21 protein-coding genes are annotated in these 18332 nt (G+C 69.8%); 12 read left to right on the top strand and 9 right to left on the bottom strand.

The window, feature by feature from the left end:
* Positions 1-2: 2 nt before the first annotated feature.
* Genes ABD158_RS16310 through ABD158_RS16330 form a run of 5 tightly spaced genes read left to right on the top strand, consistent with a single transcriptional unit; the run spans position 3 to position 6075 of the window.
* Positions 3-1406 (top strand): TrkH family potassium uptake protein, encoded by a 1404-nt coding sequence (locus ABD158_RS16310; RefSeq protein WP_344008661.1) that lies wholly within the window; start codon positions 3-5, stop codon positions 1404-1406.
* Entirely contained in the window at positions 1399-2055 is a 657-nt protein-coding gene (locus ABD158_RS16315; RefSeq protein WP_344008662.1) for a potassium channel family protein, read from the top strand. Before ABD158_RS16310 ends, ABD158_RS16315 begins: the two co-directional genes overlap by 8 nt.
* Positions 2056-2085: 30 nt before the next feature.
* Positions 2086-2289 (top strand): hypothetical protein, encoded by a 204-nt coding sequence (locus tag ABD158_RS16320; RefSeq protein WP_344008663.1) that lies wholly within the window; start codon positions 2086-2088, stop codon positions 2287-2289.
* A 28-nt stretch (positions 2290-2317) separates the two neighbouring features.
* The gene (locus ABD158_RS16325; RefSeq protein ID WP_344008664.1) at positions 2318-5236 is read left to right on the top strand and encodes an ATP-binding cassette domain-containing protein; all 2919 of its coding nucleotides are present in this window, start codon (positions 2318-2320) and stop codon (positions 5234-5236) included.
* Complete coding sequence (locus ABD158_RS16330) at positions 5233-6075, top strand: ABC transporter permease (protein WP_344008665.1); 843 nt, start codon at positions 5233-5235, stop codon at positions 6073-6075. Before ABD158_RS16325 ends, ABD158_RS16330 begins: the two co-directional genes overlap by 4 nt.
* A gap of 217 nt (positions 6076-6292) precedes the next feature.
* On the opposite strand, the gene ABD158_RS16335 is transcribed toward ABD158_RS16330, so the two are convergent.
* Genes ABD158_RS16335 through ABD158_RS16345 form a run of 3 tightly spaced genes read right to left on the bottom strand, consistent with a single transcriptional unit; the run spans position 6293 to position 8333 of the window.
* Positions 6293-7105: a helix-turn-helix transcriptional regulator gene (locus ABD158_RS16335; RefSeq protein ID WP_344008666.1), complete on the bottom strand. Its 813-nt coding sequence runs from the start codon at positions 7103-7105 to the stop codon at positions 6293-6295.
* A gap of 32 nt (positions 7106-7137) precedes the next feature.
* A complete protein-coding gene (locus ABD158_RS16340) occupies positions 7138-7938 on the bottom strand; it encodes a helix-turn-helix transcriptional regulator (protein WP_344008667.1) in 801 nt (266 codons plus the stop codon).
* Positions 7939-7961: 23 nt separating this feature from the next.
* Positions 7962-8333 carry a hypothetical protein gene (locus ABD158_RS16345; protein ID WP_344008669.1) on the bottom strand — a complete coding sequence of 124 codons (372 nt, stop codon included), beginning with the start codon at positions 8331-8333 and terminating at the stop codon, positions 7962-7964.
* A gap of 471 nt (positions 8334-8804) precedes the next feature.
* Here ABD158_RS16345 and ABD158_RS16350 point away from each other — a divergent pair, with 471 nt between their 5' ends.
* The 3 genes from ABD158_RS16350 (at position 8805) to ABD158_RS16360 (ending at position 11805) form a co-directional block, all read left to right on the top strand.
* Positions 8805-9125, top strand: a complete 321-nt coding sequence (locus tag ABD158_RS16350; protein ID WP_344008670.1) for a DMT family transporter — start codon at positions 8805-8807, stop codon at positions 9123-9125.
* Positions 9126-9550: 425 nt separating this feature from the next.
* The gene (locus tag ABD158_RS16355; RefSeq protein WP_344008671.1) at positions 9551-11350 is read left to right on the top strand and encodes a hypothetical protein; all 1800 of its coding nucleotides are present in this window, start codon (positions 9551-9553) and stop codon (positions 11348-11350) included.
* Between the two features lie 113 nt (positions 11351-11463).
* Positions 11464-11805: a hypothetical protein gene (locus ABD158_RS16360; protein ID WP_344008672.1), complete on the top strand. Its 342-nt coding sequence runs from the start codon at positions 11464-11466 to the stop codon at positions 11803-11805.
* Positions 11806-11816: 11 nt separating this feature from the next.
* Here ABD158_RS16360 and ABD158_RS16365 read toward each other — a convergent pair whose 3' ends face one another.
* The 4 genes from ABD158_RS16365 to ABD158_RS16375 all read right to left on the bottom strand — a co-directional run bounded on the left by ABD158_RS16365 (position 11817) and on the right by ABD158_RS16375 (position 13485).
* A complete protein-coding gene (locus ABD158_RS16365; protein ID WP_344008673.1) occupies positions 11817-11987 on the bottom strand; it encodes a hypothetical protein in 171 nt (56 codons plus the stop codon).
* 298 nt (positions 11988-12285) lie between these two features.
* Positions 12286-12642, bottom strand: a complete 357-nt coding sequence (locus tag ABD158_RS16370) for a hypothetical protein (RefSeq protein WP_344008674.1) — start codon at positions 12640-12642, stop codon at positions 12286-12288.
* On the bottom strand, positions 12639-12935 hold the full coding sequence (locus ABD158_RS19285) for a helix-turn-helix domain-containing protein (RefSeq protein WP_425573223.1): 297 nt from the start codon (positions 12933-12935) through the stop codon (positions 12639-12641). Before ABD158_RS19285 ends, ABD158_RS16370 begins: the two co-directional genes overlap by 4 nt.
* A gap of 241 nt (positions 12936-13176) precedes the next feature.
* Positions 13177-13485 (bottom strand): hypothetical protein, encoded by a 309-nt coding sequence (locus ABD158_RS16375; RefSeq protein WP_344008675.1) that lies wholly within the window; start codon positions 13483-13485, stop codon positions 13177-13179.
* 308 nt (positions 13486-13793) lie between these two features.
* Between ABD158_RS16375 and ABD158_RS16380 the strand changes: the two genes are divergently transcribed.
* Complete coding sequence (locus ABD158_RS16380; RefSeq protein WP_344008676.1) at positions 13794-14891, top strand: hypothetical protein; 1098 nt, start codon at positions 13794-13796, stop codon at positions 14889-14891.
* Positions 14892-14996: 105 nt separating this feature from the next.
* Here the strand turns inward: ABD158_RS16380 and ABD158_RS16385 are convergent, their stop codons facing one another.
* Complete coding sequence (locus ABD158_RS16385) at positions 14997-15842, bottom strand: hypothetical protein (protein ID WP_344008677.1); 846 nt, start codon at positions 15840-15842, stop codon at positions 14997-14999.
* Positions 15843-16167: 325 nt separating this feature from the next.
* Here ABD158_RS16385 and ABD158_RS16390 point away from each other — a divergent pair, with 325 nt between their 5' ends.
* The 3 genes from ABD158_RS16390 to ABD158_RS16400 are packed head-to-tail and all read left to right on the top strand — an operon-like array spanning position 16168 to position 17538.
* Positions 16168-16800, top strand: a complete 633-nt coding sequence (locus tag ABD158_RS16390) for a hypothetical protein (protein ID WP_344008678.1) — start codon at positions 16168-16170, stop codon at positions 16798-16800.
* Complete coding sequence (locus tag ABD158_RS16395; RefSeq protein WP_344008679.1) at positions 16797-17192, top strand: hypothetical protein; 396 nt, start codon at positions 16797-16799, stop codon at positions 17190-17192. The genes ABD158_RS16390 and ABD158_RS16395 overlap by 4 nt, the downstream gene beginning before the upstream one ends.
* A 10-nt stretch (positions 17193-17202) precedes the next feature.
* Positions 17203-17538, top strand: coding sequence for a hypothetical protein (locus ABD158_RS16400; protein ID WP_344008680.1), 336 nt, complete (start codon positions 17203-17205; stop codon positions 17536-17538).
* Positions 17539-17546: 8 nt separating this feature from the next.
* Here the strand turns inward: ABD158_RS16400 and ABD158_RS16405 are convergent, their stop codons facing one another.
* Entirely contained in the window at positions 17547-18197 is a 651-nt protein-coding gene (locus ABD158_RS16405; protein ID WP_344008681.1) for a hypothetical protein, read from the bottom strand.
* Positions 18198-18332: the final 135 nt, after the last annotated feature.

The following is an 18332-nucleotide window of genomic DNA, read 5'->3' on the forward strand; positions in this document are numbered from 1 at the left end:
GCGTGTGGTCCCCGCGCGGGCGTGACCGCCGCCAGGAGCGCCGCACCCTCGAGGCCCGCCAGTTCGCGCGGCGCCGGCGCAGCCTGGCGGACCGACCCGGTCGCGCGATCGTCCTCGGCTTCGCCGGCGTCATCGGGGTCGGCACGGCCGTCCTGCTGCTGCCGGTCGCCCGCGCCGGGGAGCAGTCGCCGGGCCTGCTGGACGCGTTCTTCACGGCGACCAGCGCCGTCTCGGTGACCGGGCTCAACGTCGTCGACACCCCGACGTACTGGTCGACGTTCGGGCACGTCGCGATCCTCGCGCTGTGCCAGGCCGGCGGCTTCGGGATCATGGCGCTCGCCTCGCTGCTCGGTCTGCTGGTCACGCGCCGTCTCGGCCTGCGCAGCCGGCTGACGACGGTCGCCGAGGCCGGCACGGTCGGCCTGGGCGAGGTCCGCGAGGTGCTGTTCGGGCTGATCCGGATCTCGCTCGTGGTCGAGGCCGCGGTCGCGCTCGTGCTGTGGCTCCGCCTGTGGCTGGGCTACGACGAGCCGCCCGGGCGCGCCGCCTGGTACGCCGTGTTCCACGCGGTGTCGTCGTTCAACAACGCGGGCTTCTCGCTCTGGTCCGACAGCCTCGTGCGGTTCGTCGGCGACCCCTGGATCGTGGTCCCGGTCTGCGTGGCGGTGTTCCTCGGCTCGATCGGGCTGCCGGTGCTGATGGAGCTCTCGCGACGGGTGCTGCCGGTGCGGGAGTGGTCGCTGCACACCCGGATGACCGTCGGGGGCTGGCTCGGGCTGATGGTGCTCGGCTGGGTGGTGCTGACCGCCTTCGAGTGGACCAACCCCGACACCCTCGGCGGCCGCCCGGTCGGCACCCGGCTCCTCGGCGGCCTGGCGGCGTCGGTGCTGCCGCGCTCCGCGGGCCTGCAGACCGTCGACTACGCCGACGTCACCGACGAGTCCCTGGTCGTGACCACCGTGCTGATGTTCATCGGCGGCGGGGCGGCCAGCGCCGGCGGGGGGATCAAGGTCACGACGCTGCTGCTGCTCCTGCTGGTGATCGCCGCCGAGGTCCGCGGCTCCCGCGACGTCGAGGTCGCGGGCCGCCGCCTCGGCCCCCGCACGCAGCGGCAGGCGGTCGCGGTGACCACGCTGACCATCGGCATCCTCTTCGTCGCGACGCTGCTGATGATGGCGCTGGCCGACCTGGGTCTGGGGCGGGCGGCGTTCGAGACCGCCTCGGCCTTCTCGACCGCGGGCCTGTCGTCGGTCGGCACCGGGTCGCTCCCGGACTCCGCCCAGCTCCTGCTGGTGGTACTGATGTTCGTGGGCCGGATCGGTCCGGTCACGCTGGTCTCCGCGCTCGCGCTGCGCGACCGCCCGCACCTCTACCGCTACCCGGAAGGCAGGCCCCTCATTGGCTGACTCCGACGCCGTCGCCGTCATCGGCATCGGCCGCTTCGGCGAGTCCTTGGCGCGCGAGCTGATGTCGCAGGGCACCGAGGTCCTCGTCATCGACTCCAGCGAGCAGACCGTGCAGCGCCTGGCGGGGGAGGTGACGCACGCGGTGACCGCCGACGCCACCGACGAGCAGGCCATGCGCCAGCTGGGCCTCGACGAGTTCAGCCGGGTCGCGGTCGGGATCGGCTCGAACCTCGAGGCCTCCATCCTCACCTGCTCGACGCTGCGGACCCTCGAGGTGCCGTCGATCTGGGCCAAGGCCATCTCGGCCGCCCACGCCCGGATCCTGACCCAGCTGGGCGTCGACCACGTGATCCGCCCCGAGCACGACACCGGGCGGCGCATCGCCCACCTCGTCGCGGGCCGGCTGCTCGACTACATCGAGCTCGACGACGGCTACGCCATCGCCAAGATGCACCCCCCGCGCGCGCTCCTCGACACCCCGCTCGGCGAGACCGGCATCCGGCGCCGCCACGGCGTGACCGTGATCGGCGTGAAGGAGTCCGGCGAGGCGTTCCACCACGCGAGCGCCGACACGGTGGTCGGCGCCGGGAGCCTGATCATCGTCTCGGGCGCGCGCCGCGACGTGGAGCGGTTCTCCGAGCTCGGCTGAGCCGGGCGGGCCCGGAGTACGTTGGTCGGCATGGACTTCGTGATGTCGAACGACGCGGCCGCCCGCGACGCGGCCGGCGAGCTCGAGCGCGGCGGACGGTCGGCGACCCTCCGGACGGGGGAGGGCCCGGACGGCGCCGACCTGCTGAGCGTCGAGACCGGGCCCGACGACGCGCGCGAGGTCGAGATGATCGTGATGAACCTCGATCCGGACGCGCGGCCGCTTGACGCGTAGCGCCGGTCGACGGTCCCTGCACGACCGGATGCGCGACCGGCTGGGCCTGCGGCCGGGCCGGCCCGGCAGGCTGGTCGCCGGCCTGCTGACGGTCGCGTTGCTCGCCGCGGTCGCCGGCACCGCCGTGGCCCTCACCGGCGACGACGCGGCGGTCGACGCCGTGAGCGAGACCCCGGGCGAGGTCCGGGGGCGACCGGAGCCCGGCCAGGGACCGACCACCCTCGACGTGTCGGTGTTCACCCCCGACGCGACGGTGCCCGGTGCCGACGCCGACGGGCGGCGCCCGGCGGTGCTGCTGGCCCACGGCTTCGGCGGCAGCAAGGACGACCTCGCCGACTCCGCGCGCCGCATGGCCGGGGCCGGCTACGTCGCGATGACCTGGACCGCGCGCGGCTTCGGCGGGTCCGGCGGCCGGATCCACCTGGACGACCCCGCGTGGGAGATCGACGACGTCTCGCGACTCGTGGACGCGCTGGCCGCGCGCGACGACGTACGGCTGGACGGTGACGGCGACCCCGTGGTCGGCATCGCCGGCGCGTCGTACGGCGGGGGAGCGGCGCTGCTCGGTGCGGCGTACGACGACCGGATCGACGCGGCCGTGCCGGCGATCACGTGGAGCGACCTCGAGCAGGCGCTGTTCCCGCAGAGCGCCTCGCCGGTGCCCTACGGCGACCGTCCCACCGGGGTGTTCAAGCAGCAGTGGGCCTCGCTGCTCTACGGCGCCGGTCTCGGGACCGGACCCGCCGGGGCCGGCGGGTCCGCACCGGCCGACGACGGCGCGACCGGCGACGCCGGGGTGCCGGTGGACCCCCTCGGCGAGATCCCCGACGGGGCCGACGAGGCGGTCGACGAGCTGCTGTGCGGTCGCTTCGCGCCGGCGGTCTGCCGGCTCTACCGCGGTGCCGCGACCGGGCAGGGGCTCACGACGGACGGACGACGGCTGCTCGCGCGCTCCTCGCTCACGCCGGCAGCGGTGCGCGGCTACACCGCGCCGACCCTGCTGGTGCAGGGCACCCGCGACTCGCTGTTCGGGCTCGAGCAGTCCACCCGCACCGGCTCGCTGCTGCGCGACGAGGGCGTCGAGGTCGACGTCCGCTGGTTCGAGGGCGGACACGACGCGGGCGGACTGACCGGGGTCGGCGACGGCGGCGACCTCGTGGAGCCGGCGCTCGACTGGTTCGGCACCCACCTCGGCGACGACGCGCCGCCCGCCGGCGGCCAGGACGGTGGCGAGGTCGAGCTGACCCTGCCGCCGCCGCAGCTGCGCGAGGACGAGGTGGAGCAGCGGGCCACCGACCTCGACGAGCTGCTCGACCCGGCGACCACCGAGGTCAAGCTGCTCGGCGACCCGCAGCCCGTCGTCTCGCCGCCGGGCGGCCGCCCGGCCGCGCTGACCTCGCTGCCGGGCCTGAGCGCGGGGCTCGACCTGGCCGGGGGGCTGGGGCAGGGCTACGCCCTGGCCGCGCTGCCCGGCGCCACCGCGGTGTTCGAGTCGCGCCCGCAGGCCGAGACGCTCACGGTGGTCGGGGCCCCGACGGTGGACCTGACGGTCCGCTCGACCGCGTCGGACGCCACCCTGTTCGCCTCGCTGTGGCTGGTGGGCGAGGACGGCACGGCGAGCCTGCCGCGGTTGCTGGTCTCGCCGCTGGCCGTGCCCACCTCCGAGGACCTGGTCCGGGTGCAGCTGCCCGCCTCGACCTACCGGGTGGAGCCGGGCCAGTCGCTGCGGCTCGTGGTCGCCAGCACCGACCAGGCGTACGCCGTGCCGAGCGACCCGCGCGCCTACACGGTCGCGCTCGCCGGTGACGAGAACCTGACCCTGCCCACGCCGCGGACCACGGCCGTCGACTCGGCCGGCGGGCTGGTGCCCCAGCCGCTGCTGGTCACGGTCGGGCTGCTGCTCCTGGCCGCGGTGGCCCTGGCCGCGTGGGGCGCGGCGCGGGCCCGCAGCCGCGCCGACAGCGACCCGGACCCCGCGAGCGCGGACGTACCGCTCGTCGTGGACGGGCTGGTCAAGGAGTACAGCAACGGCTTCCGCGCCGTCGACGGCGTCTCGTGGCGCGCCGAGCGCGGCCAGGTCGTCGGCCTCCTGGGGCCCAACGGGGCCGGCAAGACGACGACGATGCGGATGCTGGTCGGCCTGATCTCGGCCGACGCCGGCACGGTGCGGGTGCTCGGTCGCGAGGTCGGCGCCGGCTCGAGAGTGCTGGGGGAGGTCGGGGCGCTGATCGAGGGGCCGGGCTTCTTGCCGCACCTCACGGGTCGGCAGAACCTCGAGGCCTACTGGGAGGCCACCGGACGCCCGCGGGCGGACGCCAACCTCGACGAGGTGCTGGCGGTCGCCGACCTGGGCGGCGCGGTCGACCGGCCGGTGCGCTCCTACAGCCACGGCATGGAGCAGCGGCTGGGGATCGCGCAGGCGATGCTCGGCACGCCGGACCTGCTGCTGCTCGACGAGCCGACCAACGGCCTCGACCCGCCCCAGATCCGGGGGCTGCGCGGCGTGCTGCGGCGCTACGCGGAGGGCGGTCGCACCGTGGTGGTCTCCAGCCACCTGCTGGGCGAGGTCGAGCAGACCTGCAGCCACGTCGTGGTGATGCACCGTGGCCGGGTCGTGCTCAGCGGCGCCGTCGAGGACCTGGTGCAGGCGACGGGCTCGACGCTGGTGACCCTCGAGGGGGGCGACCCCGTCGGCGCCGCCCGCCTGCTCTCGGGACTCACGGGGGTGGAGTCCGCCGAGGCGGTCGGGTCCGACCAGGTGAGGGTCGAGGGGCCGGTGCGGCGTCCGCGGCTCGTCGAGGCGCTGGTGCGCGAGGGGTACGCCGTGGCCGGGCTCGACGGCCGGCGTCAGCTGGAGGAGGTCTTCATGGGTCTGGTCGGCGGCGGTGAGCCGGCGCAGCTGCCGGCGTCGGGCGCGGGCGGGTCGGACGCGGGGGCGGCGCGATGAGCGCGCGGGGCACGGCTCCGGCCGCCTCACGGGCGCTGCCGCTGAGGGCCGAGCTGCGGCGCCAGCTCGGTCGTCGCCGGACGCGGCTGTCGTTCCTCTTCCTCCTGCTCCTGCCCCTGCTGCTGGTGGGGGCGTTCGCGCTCGGAGACGGGGGCTCGGACGGGGGCGGCGCGTCGTTCGTCGACCTCGCGCAGACGGGCGCCCCCAACCTCGTGGTCTTCACGCTGTTCGCCTCGACCGGTTTCCTGCTGGTGGTGCTCGCGGCCCTGTTCCACGGCGACGCCGTGCCCTCGGAGGCCTCGTGGTCGTCGCTGCGCTACCTGCTGACGGCGCCGGTGCCGCGGGGGCGGCTGCTGACGGTCAAGCTGGCCGCGGCGTCGCTGACGACGCTGGTGGCGCTGGTCGTGCTGCCGCTGTGGACCCTGCTGGTCGGCCTCGTCGCCTACGGCACCGAGCCCTACCGCGGGCTCGCCGGGGAGACCATCGGGTGGGCGGACTTCTGGCCGCGGCTCGCGATCGCGGTGGCCTACCTGTTCGTGAACCTGTTCTTCGTCGCCGGGCTGTCGTTCCTGGTCGGCACGATCACCGACGCCCCGCTGGGCGCGGTCGGCAGCGCGGTGCTGGTGACCATCGTGTCGAGCATCCTGGACACCATCGACGCGCTCGGCGACCTGCGGGAGGCCCTGCCCACGCACTTCCAGTTCGCCTGGGCCGGGGTGCTGACGTCGGACGTCGACTACGCGCCGCTGGCGACCGGGGCGACGTGGTCGCTCGGGTGGGCGCTCCTGCTGGTGGGCGCGTCGTACGTGCTGTTCGCGCGCAAGGACGTCCTGAGCTGAGGAAGCCCGCGCGTGCGGGGACCGTCCCCCTCCCCATGCCGAGGGGGACGGTCCGACCCCCGAGGGTGCACCGCGGTCCGACCCGTCACCGCCCCCGTACGGGACGCCCCGGACGGGCTCCATGTTGACGGCTCAACAGAGGGCGTGGGTCGGAGTTGCAGGTTCCTGCAACTCCGCCGCCGTCGGCGCGGCGCCCGCCCGCCTGTCCGGGACGGGCTCAGCGGCCGGGGCGCCCGGGGGCGGCGGGCACGGCCCGCGCCGCGGCCATCCGTCGTCCGAGCTCGAGACCGGCGGCGAAGCGGCTGGACACGCCCAGCAGCGTCTTGACCGCGGCCACCTCCGAGCGCAGCGTGCGGACGCTGATGTCGAGGACTTCGGCGGCCTGCTCGTCGGAGACGTCGCGGGCGAGCAGCGCGAGGACGGCGCGTTGGCGCGGCGTGAGCCCCGGGACCACGGGCGCCCGTCCCTCGGCGGCCTCCCGGGCGCTGCGTGACGCGCGCAGGACTGCCCGCCAGTAGCGGCGGGCCAGCGACATCGAGGTCTGGTCGTGGACCGACATCAGCGAGCGGTGGCCGTCGACCCGGGGCCCCTCGAGCAGCACGGCACCCCCGTCGACGACCTTGAGGTTCAGGGCGGGGACCGGGGCGAGCAGGTAGGGGATCGGCTGGGAGGCCAGCAGGTCGAGCACGTCGGGGCCGCAGTGGTCCTCCGCAAACACGCTGACCATCTGGAGCCCGTCGTCGACGATCCGGCGGTTGTTGCGCATGGCGGCCGGGAGGATGTCGGGGTTCTCGCTCTCGCCCGTCACCCGGACCGAGTGCAGCGTGCGCCAGGTCGGGGAGCGGTCGAAGAGCCAGGCCGTGAACTCCTCGGCGGCCCCGACGACCACCACCCCGCCGCCGTCGTCGGCCTCGGTCGCGGCGTACCGGGTCGCGAGCTGGTGCTGCCGGGACCACAGCGCGGCCGCGGCCTCGGTGATCTCGCGGCCGTGCCGGACCCGGGTGGCGTCGTCGGCCCCCGTCCCGGTCACGCGGGCCAGTGTGCCTCGCGGACCGGCCCGGGTCACCCCCGAAGCGAGGGCGAGGGGTCGGACGCCTCGACCGCGCGCAGCAGCCGGCCCAGCTCGAGGCCGGCGGCGAAACGGGTGGAGACCCCGAGGAGCCTCTTGATCGCGGCGACCTCGGTGCCGACGGTGCGGAGGCTGACGCCCAGCACCTCGGCCACCTGCCGGTCGGTCGCGTCGCGGGCGAGCAGGCCGAGCACGGCGTGCTGTCGGGAGGTCGCCCCGCGCAGCACCTCGCGGAGCCCGACGAGGTCGTCCGCCGGCCGCGAGCCGCGCAGCAGGACGGACCAGTACGTGTGGGCGAGCGCGAGGCTGACCCGGTCCTCGGCGAGCATGATCGACCGCTCGCCGTCGATCGTGGGCCCCTCGAGCAGGACCTGGGAGCCGTCGACGATCTTCATGTCGAGCGGGGCGTGGGCGACGCGGTAGCCGAGGTCCTGCTCCGCCAGGAGGTCCACGAGGCCGGGGGGCAGACCCTCGGCGGCGAACACGCTCGTCATCCTCAGACCACGCTGGACCGACCGGCGGTTGTGGGCCAGCGAGCTGGGGAGGTCCGGCGTGGGACGAGGACCGCCGTGGCGTGTCGAGTCGAGCTGCCGCCACCCTCGCAGGTGGGTGAAGAGCCACCGGTGGAAGTTCTCCTGGCCCACCGCCACGATCCGGCCGCGGTCGTCCCCGCTGGTGCGGGCCCACTCGCCGGCGAGGGCGGCGCGGCGTCGCTCCAGCGCGGCCGCGGGCCGGGCGACGTCGTCCTCGTGGGAGTCGCCCGTGCGCGGTGGTGTCGGGGGACCGGCGGTCACGGGCTCATCATGACCCGCGGCGACTAGTTGTCGGTGCACTCCCCGTACGCCTCGGCGTACGCGTCGCTCTCGGAGGAGCCCTCGCCGACCTCGCCGCCGAGGAAGCCGAAGTAGCTGTCGTCGAAGGTCGCGAACTCCTCGCCGATCGTGCCGCAGTTGATGACGTCGGGGGTGACCTCCGTGCCGTCCTCGTCGAGGCAGCCGCGGTAGTCGACCGGCAGCTCGTTGCCCGCGACCCACACCTCGCTGCAGTCGGGGAAGACGCTCGCGCCCCCGTCGGAGTCGGCCTCGGTCCCGCGGTCGGCGCTCGACTGGGGGCCCGTCTCGGCCGAGCAGCCGGCCACCAGCAGGGTCAGGGCCATCGCCGCCGCCGCGGTCCAGGTTGTGGAGGTCATGCCGCCAGGTACCCAGCCTCCCGGTCCACGGGCAGGACCGTTCGCGTGGCCAAGGTTGGATCGTGCAGTAGTCTCACCTTCACGCACCCCGGCCGCGACCCCATGCGGGGCCGGGGTGCGCTGTGCGTCGGGCGGACGGCACCCTCAGTGCGTCCCGACCGCGCGGTTGATGGTGTCGGCGGTCCGCTGCGGGTCGTCGACGGTGACGACGAGACGCTCGTCCCGCTGTGAGGGGTCGAGGGTGATGACGACGGTCCGGTCGTGCCCCGAGACGTTCCAGGACTGTCGGGAGCCGTCGGCGTGGAAGGCCCTGGACGGCGTGCCCGGGAGGTGCAGGCCGGGACCGCGCCAGGCGTGGCCGACCCATGATTCGAGAACAATCGTTCACGAACGGGCGGTCAAGAACGTGCGGATGCGCACGCGCCGTCGCGCCCCGTGACCCCGGCCCGTCACCACGGCGAGGATGGGGCCGTGGTCTACCTCTGGTTGCTCGGCGCGATCGTGCTCGAGGTGCTCGGGACGTCGCTCCTGCGGTCGACGGAGGGGTTCTCCCGCCTCTGGCCCACCGTCGGCTGCCTCGGGAGCTACGCGGTGGCCTTCCTCCTGTTGAGCAGGGTCGTCCAAGAGCTTCCGGTCGGTGTCACCTACGCACTGTGGAGCGGGATCGGGACCGTCCTGGTCGTCGCCGTCGCCGTGACGGTCCTCGGTGATCCGGTCACCTGGCAGACCGGGCTGGGGATCGGCCTGGTGATCAGTGGGGTCGTCGTCCTGAACCTCAGCGGCGGCCACTAGCGGTCGAGGGGCGGGCGGTCCTGCCCCCCGATGCGGTGAGGGGTCGGTCGGTGGCCCACGCGCGGTCAGGGTGCGGTGGTGCGCGGTGTCGGCGAGGACGATGCGGCCACACCCCTCCCCGAGGTGGCGTCACGCCGTGACCTGCCCGGCATCGTCGTGGCGCGGTCGATCGCCGATGCCCGTCGACCAGTGCCCCCGTTCGACCGGTCAGCCGCAGGCCGCTCGCGCACCGGTCGATCCGGGGGGAGTCCGTCGACGACCGCCCGGGTACTTCTCCGGCGTGCACCCACCCCCGGGGTGATGTGCACGGTCGGGCCGGGCCCCCCTCATCCCCCCCGAGGCAGGCGCCCGGTCCTCCGCCACGGCGACGTCGGATCAGCGCGACGGCGACGGGACGGGGTGGTGCCGCGAGGCGCCCCCGGTCTGTGACGGACACGGATCCCAAGACAGAACCGTCCTCCTCGACCGCGGCCGGCGGCCTCATGGGCTCCATCGCGGGGATCAAGGGCTTCATCGTCGATGCCGCGTTCGGTGCGGTCTTGGACTTGCGGGCCGCGAACGCCGACCTGGAGCAGTCCATGAACGACCTCTCAGCCGCTGCGGCGCGTCAGGACTTCGCCGGGGAGACCGACGCCTACTCCCGCGCCGCGGACCTGCTGCGCGAACAGGGCAAGCTGCACGATGACTTCTTCGGCGGCTTCGGCGACCAGACCCGTCAACTGCTGTCCGGTGACCTCCTGGCCGGCGCCAAGGCCGGCCTGTCCGACATCATCGGCTACGGCCTCTCTGATGCCCGTGACGACCTCGCGGCCTCCAACCGCGAGATGCAGGCCCTCGGCAACCCCGACGGCCTGGGTGATGCCCTTGGGCAGCCCTTCGACACCGCGAGCCGCTCCATCACCGGGGCCACCTCCAGCGTGCTCGACTTCATCGACGCCACCAGCCGACTCGAGGGGGTGCTGGCCGAGCAGGGCGCGCTGGTCGACTACAAGGCCGCGATGGACGACCTCGACGCGTCCCTGACCGAGAACGGCAACACCTTCAACGTCAACACCGAGGCAGGCCGCGCAAACACCCAGCAGCTTCTCAGTGCCGGGCAGGCCGCGATCGACTACGCCAAGAACCTCAAGGGCGCCGACCGGAACCGGTTCCTGGAGAACGCCCGCCAGGATCTGCGCCAGGTGGCCGATGAGTTCCCCAAGGCCGGGCGGCTGATCGCCGACATCAACCGCGAGCTGCGCCGCGGCTCAGGTCAGTCCTACGACATCGAGGTCGACTCCTCGGGCCTGAAGATCGCCGAGGGCCAGGCCCGCCGGCTGCGCAGCGTCTACGACAGGATGCCCGAGGAGCTGCAGACCCGGATCGAGACCTCCGGCATCCCCAAGTCACAGCAGGAAGTCAGGATCCTGGCGAAGGCCTACGACCTCACACCCCGCGAGGTCCGGACCCTGATGACCTTGCAGGCCGCCGCCGCCAAGACCGGCATCCGCGACATCCAGGGCCTGCTGACCACTACGGGACGGATGCGACCCACCCCGAACGTCAACGCGAATACCGGTCAGGCCAGCGGCGCTCTCGCGGCGCTGATCGGGCAGCTTCAGACCGCCGACGGCTACCACGCGACGTCCTCGACGACGCACACGATCACGACTATCCGCCGTGAGGTCCGAGTCGGCGTCGGGATCGGTGCGGCGACGGGCCTGCCGCGCGCGTACGGCGGTCCGGTGGTCGGTCCCGGCACGGAGCGCTCGGACAACATCCTCACGCCCACCTCTTCCGGCGAATGGGTGCTCCAGGCCCCGGCCGTGCGCAAGTACGGCGAGGACTTCATCTCCCAGCTCAACGCCATGGCGATTCCCACCACGCCAGCCCTACCCGGAATGGAGCCGGTCCGGGAGATCGCCGCCCAGCGATCCAAGTCCCGCGAGGAGATCCGCAACCTCAGCCGCGGCCCTGACATGACCGCGGCCTTCAACAGCATGAACCAGGACCGCTACGCGCACGAACGTCAGGCGATGCAGGCCGCGCAGCGCTCCAGCGGGGGCACGCGTGAGCGTGTAGTTGTCGTTCAGCAGGGCGGGATCGTGCGCGGCACCCTCAACACGCCGTGGGGTCCAGCTGAGGTCGAGCTGATCGCGGAGGCGGCGGCTGCACGGGTGGTCGACCAGACCCTCTTTGATCGTGACGAGATGGCCGCTTCGGAGGCCGGGCGGGTGGTCGGATGAGCGTGGCGACTACTTGCACAGCACCTTGAGTATGATCTTCACGCACCCCGGTCGGACCCCATGCTGGCCGGGGTGCGCTGCCTGCGAGTTTTGACGGATGCTCTCGTGCCAGCATGCTCGTGGGCGATCTAAACATCTGGCTGCAACTGCTTGGTGCGGCTGTCACGGTGTTGCTGCTGATCGGCATTGACACCGTCATCGACCGCCGCTTTGCCCCTGACCGGCGTAGGGCGATGTGGCTCGCGCCGTTCTGGTGGGTGATGCCCTGGTTCTTCCTAGGCGGTCTCCTGCTGCCGCTGTTCGACCGAGACATCGAGGTTCGGGTGCCGGTGTCAGCGCTGGTGATTGCGGGGGTCACCGCCGCGGGTCTGGGCGTGCTGGCTTTCTGTTTCCGGTTCGGCGTTGGACGTCGACGACTCGGTGATCAAGACCTAGTGGTGCAGCGCTTCTTTTGACTGGCGCTGGTTCACACGTCGGCCTCAGGGCTGTCACTTCGCGCCCCTGTATTGAAGTAGGCGTGGGCGAGGTGCTGGTAGGTAATGCCGCCCAGACCGATCACCGTCATCCACCGCGCCACCAAGGCGAAGCCCCCGTCGTCTTCCGCAACTAGTAAGGCGACGGCGATAACGAGGAACACGGAACCTCCAACTCCCCACCACAGCGACGCGCGGCGACTCCTGTCCTCGCCCTTTGACGTGCGCATCCGCGGCGCGTACCACCGACCCGACCGCGTGCTCATCCCTCACGCTCAATGCGTTCTAACCGAGCCCGCATTCTGCGTTTGCCCCACACCTGGAGAGGCAGCCAGACGGCCGCGAAGGCCATCAGGCCGATGAACGGCCAGCTGGTCTCGCCACCCGCCCGGTAATAGGCGATCGCTAGTCCCACGAGGGCGACCATTACGAACCCGATCAGCGCTGCCCACGCTTTGCCACTCACGCCTTGCCCTCCGATCCTCCAGTCTCGACTGACCTGACGCCCCCGAGATCGTCCACCACGATGACGTCGAGGTCGAGCCGGCGTCTGATGTCGGGTGACACCCGCTCGACAGCGCTGCACAGCCGCTCCGGAACCACGAGCGCGAACTGAGTGGCCTCCGGGTGGCGCGACATGCACCGCAGGAGCTGCCCGTAGCCGGTGTCCATGTCGAGCCCGGGCGAGCTGGTGACGCCCTTGACCTCGGCGCCGCGCTTGGCTCGCACGTCAGCGGTGTCGCCGTCGTCGGTCTGGATGTCCCAGCCTCGCTCGAGCAGGTAGGCCTCGAACGCGGCCTGGACGTCAGCTTCCTTCATGCCGACGCATCCTGCCCGGGGTCCTGCATCTTGTCTGCTCTCCGTGCGAATGCCCGCGCGGCAGCGACCACCTCGGCGTGCTCGCGCCTGACCCACCACTGACCACCGTGGCTCGTGGCCGGCATCCGCTCCAGCCGGATCTGCTTGATGACCCACTTTCGGCTGAGCTGGCACAGGGCGGCGACCTCGGCGGTGTCGAGCCAAGCGTGCTCGATGTCGGGCGGGTTGCGGTACAGCTCGCGGCGTCGCTTGCGCTCGGCCGCTTGGCGGCGCTGCTCCTCGAGGATCGGCAGGTAGCGCTGGACGGACTAAGAGCTGATCGACGGCATACCCCGGTTGCGGGGTGGCGGACGGCGCTCGAGGTCACCACGGGCCAGAAGTGCTCTGACCTTCGCGGCAGAGCAGTTGAGGCGGTGGGCTGCCTCGACCTGGGTGATCCACTGCGCGGCCACAGGACGCACGGTAAGGGAAGCCGGCTATCTCGTCACCCGCCACCGAGCGGCTCTTCGGTCCGGAAAGGGAATGCGGACTTCGCTAGCGGCGCGGCGAGCCCAGCCAGCGAACCTCTTCAGGGTTGTCAACGAGGTTGCGTGCGCGCTCGACGTCTCGGTGGCCCTCGCCGTTTGGCTCGTTGATCTCGCCGATCCAGATGTCGCCCGCCAGGGTCTCGGCGTCGTTCGGTGAGAACGCGACGTGCAGCTCTTGGATGTTCCACGTCTTCCCGTAGGTGCGCTCGCCGCGGTACGCCGTCCAGATGATGGTGAACGTGCCGTCCTTGTCGATCTGGCTAGCGACTAGTTGGTCTGCGATCTCACGGTCACCGCGGTCGAACTCGGTCCGCAAGAATTGGATGACGCTCTCAGGGGTGCTTGGAACGGGAGTCACGAGACAACACCCTCCCCGTTCGAGCCCGGACGACGCCAGCGACTATCCCGCCGGCCGCAGACTCTCAGCCCGCACCCACCGCATCTCGACGCGCCAGCCTGGTTCATCAAGGCCGATCGCATACGGACGAACGTCGCGAAGGTGGGCGCGTGGTCCGGTCAGGACGGACGCTGACCGCCTACGCAGCACCCCACTCCAGAGGTGGGGTGTGTGCGTGGCCGGCGTGCGGACAGGCGGTAGCGATTGGGGCCGCGTAACTTGCTCGCATGGATCAAGTGGATGGGGCCAGTGACGGCGAGAATCATGAGGGCGAGCAGCCTGAAGATGAGCAGTCCGAAGAGCTCACCCCCGAGCAGCGTGAGGCTCTTCGGCGGACTGCAGACCGCATCAGGAATCAAATCACACCACAGTTTCGAGCCGATCTGACTGGATTGCAGGACAGGCTTCGCGATTCGGGTGTCTTTGATAGTTTCGCCCGGATCCAGCGAGATGTGTTGGCAAACTCCTTCAAGCCGATGCTCGAATCGCTGAACTTTCGAACTAAGCAGATAGGCGTGGTCAACACGGATGTGCTCAACCGGGCCGTTCTTGCCCAGAGCAATTTGAGTTCAATATCGGCCCAGTTGGCTAAGGGCTTCGACTTCGGCCAAACTAACGCGTTCGCCAAGACGCTGAAGGCCTTTTCTGACAGTCAGGCGCACTGGCTACAGTCGCTCAAGCCCACTCTGACCTCGTTCGGCAACGCGTTCTATCCGCCGAATCTGCGAGGCATCGAGGGGCTTACCTTTGAGTCTGTTGAAACGGTGGTGATGGTTGACGGCATTCCTCTCTATGGCGTCCCTCGCCGCGATATTGCAGGCGCTCTAATTAGAGCGGAGAACTTGAGCGCGCGGCGCGTGATCCTCGGCCGTCGGTGGGAAGCGATTGTGGCCGACTGTCGAATCGCGATAAAGGCCATGACTTCTCCTGCCTCGGAGCCCTTCCGCGATCCCGCGCTCGCGGCAATCAAGGCCCTGGAGTGTGGACATCCGGAAGCTGCGCAAGCTCTCGCAGGCTCGCTGGTCGATGCGATCGTCACCTCGTACTTCGGCAAGGATCGCGTCAAGTACACACCAAACCGGAAAGGCACTCGGACCAAGGATGCATACGAGGAGTTCAATGTCCGCGAATTCTTCGCTTTCGCTCCGATGTGGCAGGCGTATCAACAGTTCTTCGTCGTGGAGGGCGACAAGATCCCGCACACCTTCAGTCGAAACGCCACAGCCCATACCGTCAGTCCTCGTCAATTTAACCGGCGGAATGCCGTGCAAGCGTTGATGCTGGTTACGAGTCTGCTGTACCGCTTGGACGAGGAGATTCGCTAGTACCTACGACCGGCGACGCTTTGGTATTCGATTCACGGGGCGGTGGCTCACGCCGAGCCAGCTGTAAGCCCTGAAGTCGTCCGCCAATCGCTGGGTGTCTTATGGCTACTTGCCGCGGTCTCCACCCCGTTGACGACGCCCCTTCCACTTCGCCCGTCGGCGCTTAGTTTCAGCTGCATCCTCGGCGCGCTTAGCCTCGTCCGTCAGTTGAGCTATGTCGACTGGTGTTTCGAGTCTGTGAGCGAACTGGCGCAAGTACTCACGATGAGGGTGGTCGAATGTCATGACGTCAAAGGAGCGTGCGGCCCACATCATGGCCATGACGGTCAGGTAGACCCAGGCCCGAGCCTCGGTGTCCACCGGCGTGTGCCGAAGTTTCACGCCCGCCTCGGAGTCGCTGGGTTCGAGGTACTTGTCGACCAAGAAGATCGATGGGTGGCAGTAGGCCGACATTGCGCGGTAGACGGTGTACCCCTGTTCGCCAATCCGACCGAGGGCTAGGCATCGGTCGTGGAACCGGCGAGCTTGGCTCTTGGCACTCGTTGCCTGCTCGTCGCCGTAAATCGCTCCGACTCGTTGCGCGACGTCGAAGGGGTCTATGCCAGGAAGGTCTTGCATGCCCTGGAGCAGGTACGTATGAAGGCGCCGGCTTTCCTCATGTATAGCTGCGGCGCCCTCTCGACTGTTTGCAACCCACATCGCGGTTACGCCGAACTCCCAAGCCGTCCGACTGAGGGGCATTGCCTCGATGTGAAGTCCGCGCTCGTGAAGGTCGAGAGCGGCGCTGCCCGCTCGCAACCCGTGCCTGGCCAGGCCGTGGACGATCGGACCGTGGGCGAGACTGCTCATGCGGCTGCTCTTGATCTCGAGGACACCGGCGGGCTTCCAGTCGGCGGTGCGGACCAGGAGTTCGCGACCCATCTCGATCAACTGCGTCTGTTCGAGATCCATCCGCGAACGATATGGGAGCGAGGGTGCCGGGAGAACCCGCTCCTGCCTGGAGACGACCTGTGCTAAGCGGTGGCCACCGAGGTGTCTGCTCACGAACCAACTGCCCGCCCCCAGGGGGCGGTGTCAGCATGCGTTCCGAGCGGGCATGGGCAGTTGAAGACGGGCGTGAAGCCTCGGCGTGATGAGAAGCCGTGACACGATGCAGATCACGCTCCCATCGCCACCGCGGCCAGGCTAGAGTGTGTTACGTGCTTGCCCTTGAACTTCCCCGTCGAGTCTGCTACGTGATGCTGTGGCAGAGAGTGCGACTCGGATGGTGACACGGTTGCAGATCCCGGACGAGCATCGGGATGCCTTGCGCTCACTTCTCGAGCTTTCGGCTAGTGATTTCGAGAGCCTGATTCGGTCGCTTGAGTCTGCGTCGCCCTCGGTGGAGGGGGTGGTAAACGCGTTCGAATCAACCGTTGAGGATGCGTCAACCGCCGCCGCAGCCGTTCTGGCGTTTAGTACTTGGCGAACCTCGCACGATCGATCGTTCGATGATGCGCTGGGTTCTTTGCGTTCGTCGCTTGAACTCGAATCTGTGCCGGAAGGTCTGAGTCGCCTGCTAAACGCTAGGCCGCTAACAATCATCGCGAAAGCTATCGATCTCGGGGTAAGTCACGAACGGGTCTTCCAGAGCGCTCGAGTCATGAGTGACATGCGCCCTATCTTCGGTGAGAATGTGGAAGAGCCACCGATTGCGGCGGTAGTTACTCACGAATTGCTCCTCAATGTTTACGGGGGAGCCTCAGGCGAAGAGTTGTACGTGAGCTTGGATTCCAGCGATGTCAAAGCGTTGCGGGCGCAACTGGATAGGGCTCTGGAGAAGCAAACGCAATTAGAAATGCTGATCGTCAAGTCTGGGATGGCAGTAGTTGATCTCGGAGCGCAGCAGTCAGGGGATGGGGCCCGATGAGTGAACTCGCCATTGCGAGATCTTGGCAGTCGTCTACCGTGCCGATCGAGATTGCCACTCGGTGGAAGACGGTAGAGCCCGCCAAGCGACAAGATTCGATTCTTCGGAAGAAGATCATCGACACCATTGACATGGTGACCGTGAAGGACCAGGCCCTTCGGGTTCTGGAGAAGACTGAATCTGACTGGCGATCGATCTCGTCGATCGCCCGCCAGGTGGGCGCTAGCGAAAGCGCAGTTGCACGCGCGCTGGCCGGAGCGCCTGAGGTCAGGCACCCTTTGGCGCCCAGCCGACCAGAGGACTACAGGCTGTACCGCCTTGTTGAGCGCGGTCTCACGCGGCGTGAAAAACTACGTCTGTGGCTGCTAGTGCTGTCCCGGCAAGCGCGCTGAGTAGGGAGAGGTGGAGTGGTGGCTGGCCGCCCTATACGGGGCAGGCGGTGCGGCCGTCGGCGTCTGGCTGACCTGGCTTGCGCCTAACGAGCAGGGGCCCTTTCCACACATCCCGAAGAGTCTCCGGGAGCCGAAGTGGTGGGGGTCCAATGTCGGCTGGCTACTCGTTGGCGCGTTCTGGGCCGTGACGATGAACTACGACGATCCCGTTACTGCAGTGGTCGCCGCACAGTTTGGTCTCATTGCGCCATACGTGCTCCAGAAGGCAGCCCATGTTGCTCGTAATCAGATGGATGCTGCCGCGCGCGGTGAGATAGACGTTGAAGATCAGGGTGATCCGAAGTAGCAGGACCCCTACCTCGGCGCGGGGAAGTTCTCGTTTGTCAGCCCACCTCGCGGCATCTGCAGCTTGGTGCGGGTCGACCCGTCACGGTGGGCGTTCCAGGCGCGGATGGTCAGCGCTAGGCCCTCGGTCTCGTTGATCCGACCACCGGAGAGTCGCAGTCGGGTGACGCGGTTGCGTAGGACGGCGATGGGGTCGGTAGCTGCGAGGCCGTCACCGTCTGCGACGCGCAGGAAGAACCAAGTGGCGGCCTCAGGGTCGATGGCGCTGAGTAGCCAGTGACAGAGCCCGATGACGGAGGCCGGCAGGCGCTCGCGTGAGGCGAGGCGGTTGGCGAGTTCGGCTGAGGTGCGGATCTCGGGGTTGCGGGCGAGCCAGTCGTCCATCTCGAGCGGGGTGGGTCGGATGGCTCCGGTGTTGGTACGCATCCCGCGCTCCCACATCACTGCGCGTCGACAGACCGCGGCGAGGGTGGCGGTGTTCTCCTCGCCCGTGAGCTTGAGGGCGTCGGAGTAGTTGCGTTTGGCGCCGGCATCGACGGTGGGCATGACGTCGGGGGTCAGGCCGCGCACGACGACCATTGGGGTGCTGATCTGCGCTTGTACGAGTGCGGTGAGGCGCTGCTGGCCGTCGAGCAGCTTGCCGTCTGCGGAGAACTTCACCGACTCCCCGTTGAGGCGCCAGCGGCCTGCTCCCATGTCTCTGGCGTACCCCTCGACCACGGCCCGGCGCAGGTTGCGGTTGTTCGGGTTGCGGCTCAGCCAGGTCTCGGCGAGCTGCGGGGTGACGTCGATGAT

The sequence above is a fragment of the Nocardioides lentus genome (genome assembly GCF_039529515.1).
Lineage (GTDB): Bacteria > Actinomycetota > Actinomycetes > Propionibacteriales > Nocardioidaceae > Nocardioides > Nocardioides lentus.